General features: G+C 67.8%; 16 protein-coding genes, 1 tRNA gene and 1 riboswitch (1 of these 18 running past the window's edge). Of the genes, 8 read left to right on the top strand and 9 right to left on the bottom strand.

What is annotated here, in order from left to right; translation table 11 throughout:
- Positions 1-334: the 5' portion of a protein-methionine-sulfoxide reductase catalytic subunit MsrP gene (msrP, locus tag AAFM92_15130; GenBank protein ID MEL7301713.1), read on the bottom strand. The gene continues 578 nt to the left of window position 1, outside the view; 334 of the gene's 912 nt are visible here — the first part of the coding sequence; it begins with the start codon at positions 332-334; the stop codon falls past the left edge of the window.
- Positions 335-674: 340 nt separating this feature from the next.
- Between msrP and AAFM92_15125 the strand changes: the two genes are divergently transcribed.
- Both AAFM92_15125 and AAFM92_15120 read left to right on the top strand, forming a co-directional pair.
- Positions 675-1157 carry a fasciclin domain-containing protein gene (locus tag AAFM92_15125; GenBank protein MEL7301712.1) on the top strand — a complete coding sequence of 161 codons (483 nt, stop codon included), beginning with the start codon at positions 675-677 and terminating at the stop codon, positions 1155-1157.
- A 93-nt stretch (positions 1158-1250) separates the two neighbouring features.
- On the top strand, positions 1251-2003 hold the full coding sequence (locus tag AAFM92_15120) for an SDR family oxidoreductase (protein ID MEL7301711.1): 753 nt from the start codon (positions 1251-1253) through the stop codon (positions 2001-2003).
- A 133-nt stretch (positions 2004-2136) separates the two neighbouring features.
- On the opposite strand, the gene clpB is transcribed toward AAFM92_15120, so the two are convergent.
- Complete coding sequence (gene clpB / locus AAFM92_15115) at positions 2137-4749, bottom strand: ATP-dependent chaperone ClpB (protein ID MEL7301710.1); 2613 nt, start codon at positions 4747-4749, stop codon at positions 2137-2139.
- 189 nt (positions 4750-4938) lie between these two features.
- Between clpB and AAFM92_15110 the strand changes: the two genes are divergently transcribed.
- Together AAFM92_15110 and pyrF are read left to right on the top strand one after the other, a co-directional pair.
- Entirely contained in the window at positions 4939-5253 is a 315-nt protein-coding gene (locus AAFM92_15110; GenBank protein MEL7301709.1) for a hypothetical protein, read from the top strand.
- 101 nt (positions 5254-5354) lie between these two features.
- Positions 5355-6074 (top strand): orotidine-5'-phosphate decarboxylase, encoded by a 720-nt coding sequence (pyrF, locus tag AAFM92_15105; GenBank protein ID MEL7301708.1) that lies wholly within the window; start codon positions 5355-5357, stop codon positions 6072-6074.
- 74 nt (positions 6075-6148) lie between these two features.
- On the opposite strand, the gene AAFM92_15100 is transcribed toward pyrF, so the two are convergent.
- From AAFM92_15100 to AAFM92_15085, 4 genes are all read right to left on the bottom strand, one after another.
- Positions 6149-6433, bottom strand: a complete 285-nt coding sequence (locus AAFM92_15100) for a hypothetical protein (protein ID MEL7301707.1) — start codon at positions 6431-6433, stop codon at positions 6149-6151.
- A complete protein-coding gene (locus AAFM92_15095) occupies positions 6430-7323 on the bottom strand; it encodes an SPFH domain-containing protein (protein ID MEL7301706.1) in 894 nt (297 codons plus the stop codon). Before AAFM92_15095 ends, AAFM92_15100 begins: the two co-directional genes overlap by 4 nt.
- A 60-nt stretch (positions 7324-7383) precedes the next feature.
- Positions 7384-8631, bottom strand: coding sequence for a D-amino acid dehydrogenase (locus AAFM92_15090; protein MEL7301705.1), 1248 nt, complete (start codon positions 8629-8631; stop codon positions 7384-7386).
- A gap of 144 nt (positions 8632-8775) precedes the next feature.
- Positions 8776-8863, bottom strand: a riboswitch (glycine riboswitch).
- A 61-nt stretch (positions 8864-8924) separates the two neighbouring features.
- The gene (locus AAFM92_15085; protein ID MEL7301704.1) at positions 8925-9362 is read right to left on the bottom strand and encodes an NUDIX hydrolase; all 438 of its coding nucleotides are present in this window, start codon (positions 9360-9362) and stop codon (positions 8925-8927) included.
- A gap of 83 nt (positions 9363-9445) precedes the next feature.
- On the opposite strand from AAFM92_15085, the gene AAFM92_15080 reads away from it, so the two are divergent.
- Positions 9446-10696 carry a DNA polymerase IV gene (locus AAFM92_15080; protein ID MEL7301703.1) on the top strand — a complete coding sequence of 417 codons (1251 nt, stop codon included), beginning with the start codon at positions 9446-9448 and terminating at the stop codon, positions 10694-10696.
- Positions 10697-10699: 3 nt separating this feature from the next.
- Here AAFM92_15080 and AAFM92_15075 read toward each other — a convergent pair whose 3' ends face one another.
- Entirely contained in the window at positions 10700-11560 is an 861-nt protein-coding gene (locus AAFM92_15075) for an N-formylglutamate amidohydrolase (GenBank protein MEL7301702.1), read from the bottom strand.
- Positions 11561-11688: 128 nt separating this feature from the next.
- Between AAFM92_15075 and AAFM92_15070 the strand changes: the two genes are divergently transcribed.
- Together AAFM92_15070 and ykgO are read left to right on the top strand one after the other, a co-directional pair.
- Positions 11689-11763: transfer RNA gene (locus tag AAFM92_15070), tRNA-Val, on the top strand.
- Between the two features lie 46 nt (positions 11764-11809).
- The gene (gene ykgO, locus AAFM92_15065; GenBank protein MEL7301701.1) at positions 11810-11935 is read left to right on the top strand and encodes a type B 50S ribosomal protein L36; all 126 of its coding nucleotides are present in this window, start codon (positions 11810-11812) and stop codon (positions 11933-11935) included.
- 97 nt (positions 11936-12032) lie between these two features.
- On the opposite strand, the gene AAFM92_15060 is transcribed toward ykgO, so the two are convergent.
- Together AAFM92_15060 and AAFM92_15055 are read right to left on the bottom strand one after the other, a co-directional pair.
- Complete coding sequence (locus tag AAFM92_15060) at positions 12033-13640, bottom strand: peptidoglycan-binding protein (protein ID MEL7301700.1); 1608 nt, start codon at positions 13638-13640, stop codon at positions 12033-12035.
- Positions 13641-13697: 57 nt separating this feature from the next.
- On the bottom strand, positions 13698-14912 hold the full coding sequence (locus AAFM92_15055) for a phenylacetate--CoA ligase family protein (protein MEL7301699.1): 1215 nt from the start codon (positions 14910-14912) through the stop codon (positions 13698-13700).
- 68 nt (positions 14913-14980) lie between these two features.
- On the opposite strand from AAFM92_15055, the gene AAFM92_15050 reads away from it, so the two are divergent.
- Positions 14981-15796, top strand: a complete 816-nt coding sequence (locus tag AAFM92_15050) for a hypothetical protein (GenBank protein MEL7301698.1) — start codon at positions 14981-14983, stop codon at positions 15794-15796.
- Positions 15797-15849 lie beyond the last annotated feature (53 nt).

The raw sequence follows: 15849 nt of genomic DNA, 5'->3' as shown, positions 1-15849 counted from the left end.
CGTCGAGCCCGCCGATGAGGTCCTCGAGGGCGTATTCGCCGGGATTGTCTACGAGGCCATCGACCACGATGGACCAGGGCTGCGTGGTGAGCTGCCCGGCAAAGCGTGCCGGGTCTTCCTTGCCCGTGCCGAACTCGTAGAAGTTGTTGTAGGAGGTGATCTCCTCCCAGGTGTTGGGCTCGAGGTTGGAATTATCGACCTGCGCGGCGAGCGGACCGGCGATGGAGGCCGCGCCGGCACCGAGCGCACCGGCGATGATCTGGCGACGGTTGAGCCAGCCCGCCTCGGGCGTGACGTCGTTCCAACCCAAGGTGTTTTTCCAGCGCTGCGCCATTCCGTTCTCCTGCGACCCTTGCCTTGGCGTTTAATGAAGAGCGAGCAGCGGGCCAAAGCAACTCCACTGACAGCCTCGTGCACGGCTGTAACACGGCGCGCCCGAGGCGTGACGTCCCCCGAAGCCCAATAAATGCGCACTATCGCCTCACGGCGGGACCGGCCCCGTTGACACTTACGTGACTGGAAACGCGCGGCATGCGCGGCTTAGCGCGGCCACGGGCCCGGTCAATCGGCAGAACCGGGCCACAAGCGGGTCCGCGCGCATGGAAGCCCGCGGAAGCACACCCATCTCTCACGCATCCGCGGCTGGTGCCGCACTGTATGATCAGGAGAAAGCCATGATCCGTAAGACCCTTTTCGCACTCACCGCCTCCGCCGCGCTCGCCACGTCCGCCCTCGCGATGAGCTCGAAGGATATCGTCGACACCGCAGCCGAGGCCGGCTCGTTCGAGACGCTGCTCGCAGCCGCCACCGCCGCGGGCCTCGTGGATACGCTGAAGGGCGAAGGCCCGTTTACCGTCTTCGCGCCCACGGATGAGGCTTTCGCCGCGCTGCCCGAGGGCACCGTCGAGACGCTTCTGATGCCGGAGAACCAGGACCAGCTCGTGGCGATCCTCACCTACCACGTCGTGCCGGGCAAGGTGATGTCCACCGACCTCTCCGACGACATGATGGCCGCCACCGTGAACGGCGCCGAGATCATGATCGATCTTGATGACGGCGTCATGGTCAACACGGCCAGCGTCGTCTCCGCCGACATCGAGGCCTCGAATGGCGTGATCCACGTGATCGACAGCGTCATCCTCCCGCCGGAGAGCTGATTCCCCACCTGAGGATCTCGAGAAGGCCCCGCCCATGCGGGGCCTTTTTCGTTTGCGCTTGCTCGCGGCGCGCGAAGCGGCTTTCGTCGCGCCATGACAGAACCGAAGACCGCACTCATCACCGGCGGCGCCCGCGGGATCGGCCTTGCAACGGCGCTCCAGTTTCTCGCCGATGGCTGGCAGGTGGCCCTCGTGGACTGGGACGAGGCAGAGCTCGCCCGCAGCGCGCCCGAGGGCGCGCTGGCACTCCCCCTCGATATCTCAAATCCGCAGCACGCCCCGCAGATGGTGCGCGAGACCGTGGCGCGCTTCGGCCGGATCGATGCGCTGGTCAACAATGCCGGCATCGCCGATTTCGGCCCCATCGAAGAGACCGACTTCGAGCGCTGGCGCCGCGTGATGAGCGTCAATCTCGACGGCACCTTCCTCGTGAGCCAGGCCTCGGTGCCCGAGCTGAAGAAGACCCGCGGCGCGATCGTCAATATCGCCTCGATCTCTGGCCTGCGCGCCTCCACGCTCCGCGTGGCTTACGGCACCTCCAAGGCCGCCGTCATCGCGCTCACCGAACAGCAGGCCGCCGAACTGGGCGAATACGGCATCCGCGCCAACGCCATCGCACCCGGCCCCGTGCGCACGAAACTCGCCATGGCCGTTCACACACAGGACATCATCGACGCCTACCACGACGCGATCCCGCTCGGGCGCTACGGGACGGAGGCGGAACTGGCGAACGCCATCGTGTTCCTGTGTTCGGAAAAGGCCAGCTACATCACAGGCCAGACGCTCGCCGTAGATGGCGGGTTCGAGAGCACGGGCATCGGTCTCCCCTCCCTGCGCGACGGCTAAGAGCGGGAGCCTCCGGCGGCCCTCCGGGGGAGGTACAGGGCACAAAGAAGGGGCGGCCTCGTATCATGAGCCCGCCCCAGTTTCTTTGTGCTCCGTACCTCGTGGAGCGCGAGGGGCAGCGCCCCTCGCATCGTCAGTGGATGACAGCGTCATCCGGGCGCGGGCGCTCGGAGGCGCTGAGCCTGTCGCCCACGATGAGGCCGTCCGCGCCGGCCGAGACGGTGATCGTCTCGCCATCCTTCACGTCGCCCGCGAGGATCATCTCGGCAAGCTGATCCTGTAGCGCGCGCTGGATGACCCGCTTCAGGGGCCGCGCTCCGAAGACAGGGTCGTAGCCTTCATCCGCCAGCCATTTCTGCGCGCCGTCATCGAGCTCGAGCGCGATCTTGCGGGCCTTGAGCCGCGCCTCGAGGCGGGCGAGCTGGATCGTGACGATGCCGTCCATGTCCTGCCGCCCGAGGCGGTCAAAGATGATCGTCTCGTCGAGCCGATTGAGGAACTCGGGGCGGAAATGCGCGCGGACGGCGTCCATCACGTCCCGCTTGGCCTGCCCTGCATCCGCGCCGTCGGGCAGCTGGCTGAGCGCTTGCGCGCCGAGGTTCGACGTCAGCACGATGAGCGTCTGCTTGAAATCCACCGTCCGGCCCTGGCCATCGGTCAGGACACCGTCGTCGAGCACCTGCAGGAGCACGTTGAAGACATCCGGATGTGCCTTCTCCACCTCGTCGAAGAGCACGACCTGGTAGGGCTTACGCCGCACGGCCTCCGTGAGCACGCCGCCCTCGTCATAGCCCACGTATCCCGGGGGCGCGCCGATGAGGCGGGCCACGGCGTGTTTCTCCATGAACTCGGACATGTCGATACGCACCATCGCGCTGTCATCGTCGAAGAGGAACTCGGCCACCGCCTTCGTCAGCTCTGTCTTGCCCACGCCGGTGGGCCCGAGGAAGAGGAAGGAGCCCAAGGGCCGGTTCTCGTCGTTGAGCCCGGCGCGCGCCCGGCGCACGGCATTGGCCACCGCGCGCACGGCGGGCTCCTGACCGATCACGCGGCCATGGAGCGCCTCCTCCATGCGGAGGAGTTTCTCGCGCTCGCCCTCGAGCATCTTCGAGGTGGGGATGCCCGTCCAGCGTTCGACGACCTGCGCGATCTGTTCGGGGCGCACGGCCTCCTCGACCATCACGTCCTCGGCGTCTTCGGCCTCGCCGAGCTTTTTTTCGAGTTCGGGGATGATGCCGTAGCTGAGCTCGCCTGCGCGGGCCAGATCGCCCTCGCGCTTCGCGCGGTCGAGGTCTGCGCGGGCACGGTCAAGCTCTTCCTTCACCTGCTGGGCGGAGGCCATCTTGTCTCGCTCGGCCTGCCACTTGGCGGTGAGCTGCGCGGATTGATCCTGCAGATCGGCAAGCTCCTTTTCGAGCGCGGCGAGGCGGTCCTTGGAGGCAGCATCATCCTCCTTCTTCAGCGCCTCGGCCTCGATCTGAAGCTGGAGGATCTGGCGGTCGAGCGCGTCGAGCTCCTCGGGCTTCGAATCCACCTGCATCCGGAGCCGCGAGGCGGCCTCGTCCATCAGGTCGATCGCCTTGTCCGGCAGGAAGCGGTCGGTGATGTAGCGGTGCGAGAGCGTCGCCGCGGAGACGAGTGCGCTGTCGGCGATCCGCACGCCGTGGTGCAGCTCGTACTTCTCTTTGATCCCGCGGAGGATGGAGATCGTGTCCGGCACCGTGGGCTCGTGCACCATGAGCGGCTGGAAGCGCCGGGCTAGGGCCGCGTCCTTTTCCACGTGCTTGCGGTATTCGTCGAGCGTCGTGGCGCCGACGCAGTGGAGCTCGCCCCGGGCCAGGGCCGGTTTCAGGAGGTTCGAGGCATCCATCGCCCCGTCGGCCTTCCCCGCGCCCACGAGCGTGTGCATCTCGTCAATGAAAAGCACGATTTCGCCCGCTGCCGCCGTCACCTCATTCAGGACGGCCTTCAACCGCTCCTCGAATTCGCCGCGGTACTTCGCGCCCGCGATGAGCGCGCCCATGTCGAGCGCGAGGAGCCGCTTGTTGCGCAAGCTCTCCGGCACATCGCCGTTGACGATCCGCAGCGCGAGGCCCTCGGCGATGGCGGTCTTGCCCACGCCGGGCTCACCGATGAGGACGGGGTTATTCTTCGTGCGGCGCGAGAGCACCTGCATGGCGCGGCGGATCTCCTCGTCACGGCCGATGATGGGATCGATCTTGCCCTCGCGCGCCCGCGCGGTGAGATCGGTGGCGTATTTCTCGAGCGCCTCGTAGCTGTCCTCGGCCGAGGCGCTGTCGGCCTTGCGGCCTTTCCGGAGATCGTTGATCGCGCCGTTGAGCGCCTGCGCCGTCACGCCGCCCTGCTCAAGCGCCACCTTCGCGGCTGATTTCACCATCGCGAGCGCCATGAGGATGCGCTCCACGGGCACGAAGCTGTCCCCGGCCTTCTTGGCGATGGCTTCCGCCTCGCCCAGCACCTTGGTGAGGGTCTGGTCGACATAGACCTGCGCGGCGTCGCCGGAGACCTTCGGGAGCTTCCCCACGGCGAGATCCACGGCCTGCAGCACGGCGCCCGGCTGACCGCCGGCGCGGCTGATTAGGTTGGCTGCGAGCCCTTCGGCATCGTCGAGCAGGGCCTTCAAAAGATGTTCGGGGGTGAGCCGCTGATGGCTTTCGCGGGCGGCAATGGTCTGCGCAGCCTGCAGAAACCCGCGGGCGCGCTCGGTGAACCTCTCCAAGTTCATCGGTCTCTCCTTCTCTCAGCACCCATGTTGCGCCCGCCCATCGCGGCACGCCCCTCGGGCCTCTCACGTAAATGGGAGCTGCAGGCCCCCGGCGCAAGCTCCGGGGTAAGGCGCGCAAGGAAGCACGGCATCGCTTTACGTCTCATTAAGGCTGCCTCGCTACCCTGTGATCAGCAGGCGGAGGGGCCCATGACACTTCTCGATATCGTGGTCTTGAGCATGGCGTTCACCGCCATGGGAGACGAGGTCTTTGGCAAGGTGCAGGTCATCCTCGCGGAGGATGACGGCACGCGGGTGATGACGCTCCAGTGCCGCGCGCCGGCCTCCCGGCGCATCCAGCCCGATGCCATTCTCATCGGCGAGGCCATTCGGCAGGTGCGCCGCATGCCGGAGGTGCTTAGTGGCGAGGTGCGGCTGAAGTTCTCCCGCTCCCTGCGCCCCATTGGGAAGGCGGGCAGAACGGGCCGGGCGGATCGCGTGGGGAGCAGCGGCCACGTCGCCTAAGCGCTACGCCCGCATCACCCAGAGACTTCGGCGCGCTCCCCGGGGCCGTCCGCGCGAAGCAACCGCTTGTCATTCCCACGCCGCACGCCTACCCCGCCGCCATGGATGACAGATTGATCGTCGCGATGGATGTCCCCAATGCGCTGGCGGGCCTGCAATTGGCCGAGCGGCTCGGGGAGAGCGTGTCGTTTTACAAGATCGGGCTCGGCATGCTCACCGGCGGCGGGCTCGCCCTGGCCAACGAGCTCAAGGACGAGCACGGCAAGCGCATCTTCCTCGACATGAAGCTCTTCGATATCGGCGCGACGGTCGAGGCCGCCGTGCGCGGCCTGGCGCAATTCAACCTCGATTTCCTCACCGTGCATGGCGACCCGCACGTCGTGCGCGCGGCCAAGGAGGGTGCGGCAGGCAAGGACCTCAAGATCCTGGCCGTGACGGTGCTCACCTCGCTGGACCGCGCCGACCTCGATGCCGCGCTCATGCAGCCGGGGGACCTCTCCGAGATCGCCACGGAGCGTGCTGCACGCGCCTTCGAGGCGGGTGCGGACGGTGTCATCTCCTCCCCGCGCGAGGCCGCTGCGATCCGCGCGCTCCCGGGCGCGCAAGACCGCCTCATCGTCACGCCGGGCGTCCGTCCCGCGGGAGCAGCGCTGGGAGACCAGAAGCGCGTGACGACCCCTGCCGAGGCCATCGCCGCGGGCGCTGATCACGTGGTCGTCGGTCGCCCCGTCTGGCAGGCCCCAGACCCGCGCGCGGCGGCAGAGGCCATCGTCGCCGAGCTCAGCTCGGCGCAGGCTAAACGACCGAACCGCCTCCACTGACAGCCGGTCCACCTATCACTGGAAAAATGCGCCCGTGGGCCAGCAGCGCGAGGCGCATCCCCGCGCCGACCTCTTCAGTCGTTGATATCGGACTTGAAGACCTTCACCTGCTGCCCGATGCGCAGCCGGAACACATAGCGCAGGATGAGCCACGCGATGAGCGAAGTCGCGGCGAAGATCACGAGCATCCAGCCCACGGATCCGCCCACAGCGGTGGCCCCGCCGATCGCCAGAAGGATCGCCACCACGCCCGCGCCGATGGCAAACCCGAGGAAAACCGCCGCGGGGACCACGATCTCGAGGATCCCGAGCACGAGGCCGAAAATCGCCCAGACCCACCAGACAAATGCCAAGTTCATGACCGTCCTCCCAGGAGCTTGAATGCGTCGCCAAAGGCTTCGAGCGCGTTGGCAGGCAGGACGATCGTCTGCTGCCCCTGGCCGCCGCCCAGCGCATTGAGCGCCTCCACCTGCTTGAGCGCCACCTGGTATTGTGCGGCCTCGAGCCCATTCTCGGCGATGGCCGCCGCCACGACGGCGGTGGCGAAGGCCTCCGCCTCGGCTTCCACCCGCCGTGCCTCGGCGGCGCGTTCGGCGGCATAGAGCTCGGCATCCGCGGCAAGCTCGACGGAGCGCTTCTGCCCCTCCGCCTCGGTCACCGCCGCGCGACGCGCGCGCTCGGCGTTGAGCTGCTGGAGCATGGCGGCGCGGGTCTGCTCATCGAGATTGACGTCAAGGAGTTCCGCCCGCGTCACCTCGATCCCCCAATCATCCACCACCGTGGCGAGCGAGGATTTGATCGTCGCCGTGAGCGTGGAGCGGTTGGTCTGCACCTCGTCGAGCTCGAGGCGCCCGATCTCCGAGCGCACGATTCCCGCCACCGTCGTCTGGATCGCCGGGTCGATGTCGCGGATCCGGTAGACCGTCTTTTCCGGCTCGGTCACGCGGTAGAAGACGCTCGTCTCCACCTGCACGAGCACGTTGTCGGTGGTAATCGCGTCCTGGCTCATCGTCGGCAGCTGCCGCTCGAGAATCGAGACACGGTGCGCCACGCGGTCGAGGAAGGGGACGATGAAGTTGATCCCCGGCCCGAGCACCGAGCGCAACCGCCCGAAGCGCTCCACCACGAATTGCTCGGATTGCGGCACGATCCGCACCCCGGCGAACACCACAACGATGAGGAAGATCGCCAGAACGATCAGGAAGGCATTGTCACCGAGAAAGGCGAAGAGGAGCTGCTCGAAATCCATGTGATGTGTCCTTAATGGCTTTTGCCACAACATAGCGACACATTCACGGCCCGTGAAGCGCTAGACGACCGCCGCGCCTCCCATCGCGACGGCGCGTTTGCCGTGCCGTTCCCGCGCCACCTCGGCCGCAACCATCTCCGCCGTGGCCGCGCTCAGCGTCCAGCCCAGATGCCCGTGCCCTGTGTTGTAATAGACCCGCGCCGAGCGGCCCTGGCCCACCCGCGGCATCATCGAGGGCATCATCGGGCGCAGCCCGGCCCACGGCACGACCTCCTCGGTGGACACGCCGGGGAAATGCGTCTCCACCCAGCGCACGAGCGGTCGGATCCGGTCATCGCGGATGTCGCGGTTCTCCCCGTTGAACTCCGCCGTCCCCGCCACGCGGAACCGGTCCGGCCCGAGGCGCGAGGTGACGATCTTGGCCTTGTCATCGAGGAGGGAGACCTGCGGCGCGGCCTGCTGCGAGGCACGGTCGCGGAGCATCACGGTGATCGAGTATCCTTTGACGGGGTAGATATTCACCCGGTCGCCCAATTGCTGCGCGAGCGTGCGGGAGCCGATGCCTGCGGAGACGACAACGGCGTCGCTGTGGATGGTCTTGCGCCCGGTATCGATCTCGATGCCAGCCTGCGTCTCGCGGACGGCTTCCACCGGCGCGCCGTAGACAAAGCGCACGCCCTGCCGCTCGAGCCAGCCGGCGAGGCCAGCCGTGTATTTGTGGATGTCGCCGGTATAGTCGCTCTCCGTAAAGAACGCCCCCGCGTAGTTTCCGCTCAGCGTGGGCTCGATCTCGCGGATCTCGCGCGGCGTGAGCGCGCGGCGGGTGAGCCCGCCCTCGGCGTAGAGCTTGGTGACCTTGTGGGCGGCGGCGAACTCCCGGTCGGTCTCGTAGAAATGCAGGATCCCCTCGCGCGCGAGGTTGAAATCCACCCCCGCGATATCGGCCATCGCCTGGTGCGTGGCGCGCGCCGCCAGCGCCATGCGCACGGTCTCCACCGTGTGCTTGCGGTAGTTCGGGATGTTGCCGAGGAATTCGGCCATCCAGCTGATCTTGTGCCAGGAGGGCTTCGGGTTCACGAGGAGCGGCGCGTCCGAGCGCAGCATCCATTTCAGGCCCTTGAGCACCGTGCCCCAGTTCGTCCACACCTCCGCGTTCGAAGCCGAAAGCTGCCCGCCATTGGCGAATGAGGTCTCCATGCCCGCGTAGCGCTGCCGGTCGATCACCGTGACGGCAAAGCCCCTCTGGTGGAGCTGGAAAGCGGTGGTGATGCCGGTGATCCCGGCTCCGATGACGGCGATGTGATCCATGTCCAAGCTCCTCTCGGCGCACGCGGCGCGCAAAAGCAGCCCCCTCCGTTCATGACCTGAGCGTTTTCGCGGTACAGCCCTTGGGAAGCTGTCTCGCTTGCGCCTTCGGTGCCCGCGTGATGTGCGCGAGCTCTCCGGAGTATTGCCCTCTGACCGGTCCCTTTGCCTGAGAGTTTACCGGGGCGGTTGCTCCTTCGGCGGCAGCAATGCTGCGCTCTCCCGACCAGAGGTCTGATGCCGAACATATTGCGCGCGTTGGCCCGAGTCGCGCAATTCAATTCGCGTCATAGTGATCATGACGCCAAGTGATGATGCAAATATGCGCGAAGCCGCTGCTTGAAGTGCGGGATGCCCCTGGGATGGGCAAGATAGGCCTCCGGGTGCCATAGTTCCCAGCGCTGCCCCTCCCCGCCGAACATCACGCCCGTCTCCGCCCCGGCCGGCAAGTGCTGCACGAAGAAGTAGGTCCCCTCCCGCGTCGAGGTCAGGTAGCGCCGCTTCCAGACGAAGGCGCCGGGGTCGAGGGCGAGCCCGACCTCCTCGCGGGTTTCGCGGATCGCCACCGCCTCCGGCGTCTCGGCGCCTTCGCGCCCGCCCCCGGGGAAATCCCACCAGCCGGGCCAGGGGATGTCGCGATCCTCGTCCCGCAGGATCACGAGAAGCCGCGCGCCGATGAAAAGCGCCACTTTCGCCCCGATGAAGGGGCCCTCCTCCGCCGCATCCTGGTCCATGGGAGTGCGCTCCACGCTTCTTTGTGCTCCGTACCTCCGCCGGAGGCATTCCGCCGCCCGCCGAAAGCGCATAAATAGGGGCCATGCCCGCTCTCTGCCGAGATTGCCTGGAGACCTTCGAGGAAGGCAAGCGCTGCCCGGCCTGCCGGAGCCCGCGGATCATCTCGCATCCAGAGCTCTTCGATCTCACCATCGCCCACATGGATTGCGACGCCTTCTACGCCTCGGTGGAAAAGCGCGACAATCCCGAACTCGCCTCGAAGCCGGTCATCATCGGCGGCGGGCGGCGCGGTGTCGTCTCCACGGCCTGCTACGTGGCCCGCATCCGCGGCGTGAAATCGGCCATGCCCATGTTCCAGGCGCTCAAGCTCTGTCCGGACGCCGTCATCGTGAAGCCGCGGTTCGACGCCTATGTGGAGGCCTCCCGCGCGATCCGGGCGATGATGGAGGAGATGACCCCCTCCATCGAGCCGCTTTCCCTCGACGAGGCCTTCATGGATCTTTCCGGCACCACGCGGCTCCACGGTGCGCCGCCGGCCGTCATGCTGGCGCGGCTCGTCAAGCGCATGCGCACCGAGCTCGGGCTTACCGGCTCCATCGGGCTTTCGCACAACAAGTTCCTCGCCAAGGTCGCAAGCGACCTCGAAAAGCCCCGCGGGTTTTCGATCATCGGCAAAGCCGAGACGGCGGACTTCCTCCATGACAAGCCCGTCCGCCTCATCTGGGGCGTGGGCGCCGCGGCCCAGGCCTCCCTCGACAAGGCTGGCATCCGCACCTTCGCCGATCTCAAGCGCTGGGAGCGGGACGACCTCTTTGCCCGCTTCGGCTCCATGGGCGCGCGGCTCTGGCATCTCGCGCGCGGCGAGGATGCGCGCCGCGTGGCCCGGGACCCGAGCGTCAAAGGCATCTCCAACGAGACGACCTTCGGCGCCGACACCGCCGACCCCGACATCCTCGACGGGCATATCTGGCGCATGGCCGAAAAGGTCGCCGACCGCGCAAAGGCCAAGGGCATGGCAGGCCGCGTCGTCGTGCTCAAATTGAAGCGCGCCGACCATTCCCTCGTCACCCGCCGCGTGACGCTCCACGAGCCGACCAACATCGCCGACAAGCTCTACCGTACCGCGCGCGGGCTCTTCGACGCCGTCGATCACAAGAGCCCCTACCGCCTCCTCGGCGTGGGGCTCTCGGACCTCAGCGATGCCGAGGCGGGGCTCGCGGGCGATCTCCTCGATCCGCTGGGCGAAAAGCGCGCCCGGGCCGAGCTCGCCACCGACAAGATCAGGGAGAAATTCGGGGCAGATGCGATCTTGAAGGGCCGCACGCTCCGCTAGGCGCTACTCGGCCGCGAGCTGATGCCCGAGAGGCCGCCCGATCTCGCAGACCTCGCGCACCACTTCGGAGATGAGCGCGCGGAAGGCCGCGAAGTTCGCGCTCGGCTGCACCGTGGCCTCGTTCATATAGAGCGCGCGATCGAGCTCCACCTGCACCACGTGCTGACGCCGCGAGGGGCGCCCGTATTGCTGCGCGATATAGGCGCCCGCGAAAGGCGCGTTGCGCGCCACGCGGAGCCCGGCATTGGTGAAGGCCGACTCTACGCAATCCACGATGTCCGAGGCCGCCGCCGCGCCGAAGCGGTCGCCGAGCACCACATCCGCGCGGCGCGCGCCGCCGCGACTGTTCTCGATGGCCTCATGGGGCATGGAATGGCAGTCGATCAGGACGGCGGTGCCGAAATTCGCCCGCGCCTCGTCGAGGAGGCCCTGCAGGCGCGTGTGGTAAGGCTGCCAAAAGCTCTCGATCCGGGCCTCCGCCTCCGCGCGGGTGATCTTGCCCCGGTAGATGGCGCGGCCGTTGGAGACAACGCGCGGCACGACACCGAGCCCCGAGGCCACGCGGGGATTGTGCGCCGATTTGTTCAGGTCCGAGATCAGCGCGGGATCGAGTTCTTCTGCCGCGCGGTTGAGGTCGATGAAGGCCCGCGGCGCGCCCGCGAGCAGGAGCGGCGCCCCGAAGCTCGGCGCGCGTTCAAAGAGCCGGTCGACAAAAGCGTCCTCGGAGGAGCGAATCGTCCGCTCGTCGAGCACCGTCTGCTTCAGGAACCATTCCGGGTAGTCGCGCCCCGAATGCGGCGACGCGAAGACCACACCGGTCGTCTGAGCTTCCGGGCGAAGCAATGTATAGGCGCTCTTTGGCACGGGCCTGCTCTCCTCCAACACGAGAGACAATAGCACGCGAAGGCCGGTCCAAAAGGCCTTGATCCCTGACAAGGCCGCATTTATACGCCGCATCCTGACGCAGGGCTTGCTCTGCGCACGGCTTCAACGGACGCGTAGCTCAGCGGTAGAGCACTTCGTTGACATCGAAGGGGTCACTGGTTCGATCCCAGTCGTGTCCACCATGTTCACCCCGGGCTTCACCGCGGCCCGATGGAGAGGAGACAGGCCATGAAGGTCAAGAACTCGCTGCGTTCTCTCAAGAACCGCCATCGCGACTGCCGCATCGTGCGTCGCAAGGGGCGCGTCTACGTCATCAACAAGACGCAGCGCCGCTTCAAGGCACGCCAGGGCTGACGCCCGGGTCGCATCATGCAGAAAAGGCCGCTCCCTCGGGAGCGGCCTTTTTCGTTGCCGGCTCTCAGCGCGTTCTTGTCCGGGCGGGAAGACCCGCCTACCGGCCCGCCGAGGCCAAGAGTGCCACCCCGGTGGCCCGGCTCACGAAGCCCGTGGCCGGCAGGTTGCGGCTGCGCTGGAAAGCCTGGACCCCGCGCCGCGTGGCATTCGTGAAGCGCCCGTCCACCGGCCCGATATCGAGCCCGAGCGCGGCGAGCTGGCGCTCGGCGAGAAGCCGGGCGATCGGGTTGGCGAGCACTTCCGCCTCCTGCGCGCGATCTTGGGCGATCTGTGCATCGCTCGCCCCGCGCGATGCACCGTTGAGCTCGGCGATGCGAGCCTGTGCATCCCCGGCGAAGCGACCCTCCGGGTAGCGCTGGAGAAAATCACTGTAGGCCGCCTGCGTGTCGGTGGCGCGCGCCTCGTCCCAGGCGGCGCGCTCGGCGGCATCGCGTTCGGCCTGCCGCGCTCCCTCGATCTCGGCGAGGTCGGCGCGGGCCGTCTGCGCGAAGCGGCCCTCGGGATAGCGCTCGAGATAGGCGCGCAGGTCCGCCTCCGCGCCGCTCGCCCCCGTCCGCGCCCAGAAGGCCTCGTCTTCTGCCGCGATCTGCGCGCGCCGGGTTTCTGCCTGGTTGCGGAGTGCGATGAGCTGGTTGCCGGTCAGAAAGCCCGTCGCCTCGAAGCCCCGCGTCTCCTGCCACGCCGTGATCGCGCCCCGGGAGCCGGGGCCGAAGATCCCGTCCACGCCGCGCGTGTTGTAGCCCAGAAGCACCAGATCCTGCTGCACGCCGCGCCGCTCGTTGCGATCAAGTCCGAGCGCCGCTTCGGCGGCCTCGGCCTCCTCCTCGGGGCTGAGTGCCGGCGGCGGAGCTAGCGCGGCCAATGCCGCCTCGGCCTCCGCGCGAAACGCACCGTCGGGGAAGCGCCGGAGGTAGGCGGTGTAGGCGCCCTCGCTGGCGATCTGCTGCGTGAACTGCCAGAAGAGCGCATCCTCGTCGGGCGCAGCATCAGCCCCGGTCTCCTCGGTCTCCTCGGGGATGAAGGCGGCGACCGCACGGGCAAACGCCACGCCTTCGGGTGCAAAGCCCGAAATCTCCGCCCCGGCAAAGGCCCGGGCAAGCGAAATGGGCTCCTCGGCGTCGAGCGCCGCCAGACCGGCGAGGAGCGCGTCTTCCCGCCCCTCCACGAGGGCCACGCCCGCAGGCATCTCCGTCACCCGCGCCTCGACGGCGCCAGGCCCCACACGCACGGCGTCGGCCTCCGTGGCGATGAGAAGCGCCGCGCGCCCCGGATAACCCGCCAGCGCCTCGAGCACGGGGCCGAGTTCCACGCCGTCACGCGCCACAGTGAAGGTGTTCGCGCGGTCCGTCACCCGGGAGAGTTGGTAGGTCCGGGTGCCCACGAGGGCCGTCTGCCCACCCATGTAGACGATGACCCGCTCCTCCGGCGCGAGCGCCTCGAACCCTTCGGCCAAGGCCTGCGTCACCGCGCCCGTCGCGGCGGAGCGCTCCGTGACCACGGTGAAGCCCTGGTCCGAGAGGGTGCGCGACATCTGTCGCTCCGTGCTGCGGCTCGTCGTGTCCATGGACAGAAGGATCGCCACGTCGGCGAGGGCGGGGGCGCCCGCGAGGCAGAGCGCGGCGGCAAAGAGGTGGCGGCGGGGCATGGCAGTCTCCCAGGTGGTCTCGGCAGCATGTGGCGCGGGGGCGGCCGTTATGCGATATCAGCCGCCCTCGTAGCTGCGCGTGTCCTCTATCAACACGCCGTCCTTGGGCAGCGTTCCCGCCTCCACGACCTCGATCTCGGCGCTCAGCTTCAGAAGCTCCTTGACCGACGCGGCGTAGGCTGCGGCTGCGTCAGCGGTGCCCTCGAGGCGCACGAGCATGGTGTCTGCCTCCCCGTCGCGCCCCGCGATGACCCGCGCGCGGCCCACCTCGGGGTGCCGCGCCACGAGCGCCGCCACCTGTTCGGGGCGCACGAACATGCCCTTGATCTTCGTAGTCTGGTCGGCCCGGCCCATCCAGCCTTTGATGCGCATGTTGGTGCGTCCGCAGGGGCTCTCGCCGGGCAAGACGGCGGACATGTCCCCCGTGGCGAAGCGGATGAGCGGGTAATCGGCGTTGAGGGACGTCACCAGCACTTCGCCCACCTCGCCCGGCGGCAGCGGGTCGCCGGTGCCTGGTGTCACGATCTCCACGATGACGCCCTCGTCGCAGATGAGCCCCTCCATCGCCTCGCTCTCATAGGCGATGTTGCCCAGATCGGCGGTGGCATAGCACTGCCGGCAGGCGATGCCGCGCCCAGTGTAGTAGTCCCGAAGCGACGGGAAGAGCGCCCCGCCAGAGACCGCCGCCTTGGCGAAGGACAGCGCGAGGCCCAACTCATCGGCCTTCTCGAGGATCACCTTCAGGTAATCCGGCGTGCCTGCGTAGGCGGTGGAGCCCAGATGCGCCGCGGCGGTGGCCTGCTGCTCCGTCTGGCCTGTGCCCGCGGGCAGCGTCACCGCGCCCACGGCCCGCGCGCCGTTTTCGAACATGATGCCGGCGGGCGTGAGATGGTAGCTGAAGCAATTCTGCACGACATCGCCCGCGCCGATCCCCGTGGCATGGAGAAAGCGCCCGAACCGCCACCAATCCTGCCCGAAGCGGCCGGGCTCGTAGAGCGGGCCCGGGGACTGGAAGACATGGGTGAAATCCACGGGCCCCGTGAACCCGCCAAAGGGCGGGGCGGCCTTCTGCGCCGCGCCGAGCTCGGATTTGCGCAGGACTGGCAGCTTGGCCAGCGCGGCCGCGTCGGTGACCGCTGCGGCGTCGAAGTCCTTCAGCCCCGCATAGCCGGGAAGCGTCTGCACGCCCGCGATGAGCGCGGGCAGGCACTCCGCCAGCCCGGCCGCCCGCGCATCGGCGCTGCGGGTCTCAAGTTCGTCGAAGAATGTCATGGTCGTCCTCCCGAGCCTTACCCTAGGCCCGCTGGCGCGGCTGGCGCAATGGCGATAGGACAACGGCCATGGACGCCTTTTCTCCCGAAGCGCTCGACGCGCGCATCACGCTCCACGAGGCCGCCGAGGTGCTCGAGATCGACCTCGCGGGTCTCGTCTTCAAGGAAAGCGCCCATGCCAATGCCTACTATGACCGGCTCGAGGCCCGCATCGCGGAAAGCGGCGAGGGGCTCTGGTTCTTTCTCGTTAAGAACGGCGATTACCGCGTGTGGGACGAGGCATGGTTTGCCTATACCCGCCGCGGGAAGGAGTGCCACGCGGCCCATTCCATGGGCACCGTCCATGTGGACGAGAGCGATCTGACACGGCAGCAGATCGCGCGCACCAGAGGCACCGATCTCTATGACGAAAATCTCTTCGCCAGCCGCACCGACGCATGGGAGGCCCTGAAGGCGCGGCCCTCGAAACGTCGCGAGCGCGTGGTGCATATCCCCAACTTCCGCCGCGCCTCGTTCACCAAGCGCTTCGTCTTTCGGCCCAAAGAAGACCGCCTCGACATCGATTTCAGCTATGTCGACATGGAGCACAGCCGCGATGTCCACGACATCTACAACTGGCTGGAACACGCCATCCGGGCGACGGGGCGCAAGTGGTGGTTTCTCGTCGATTACAATCACTTCCGCATCCAGTCTGGCGCCTGGGTGGCCTATGACCAGCGCAAGACCGCCTGCGAAGCCGCGTATTCTCTCGGCACCGTCCGCTATGCGCCGGGCGCGGAGACGGAGACCGACATCCGCCTGCGCATGGAGGCCCGCGGGACGCGCCCCAATATCCGCAACAGCCGCGCGGATGCTCTCGCGCGGCTGGCCGAATTGCAAAGCTGAGAAACCCCGCCGCTGCCATGGGCGCATCTCAGGCTAGGTAATGCGCGAGCAGC

The sequence above is a fragment of the Pseudomonadota bacterium genome (assembly GCA_038533575.1).
Classification (GTDB): Bacteria; Pseudomonadota; Alphaproteobacteria; order Rhodobacterales; family Rhodobacteraceae; genus Shimia_B.
This window is presented reverse-complemented; position numbering and strand designations above follow the sequence as displayed.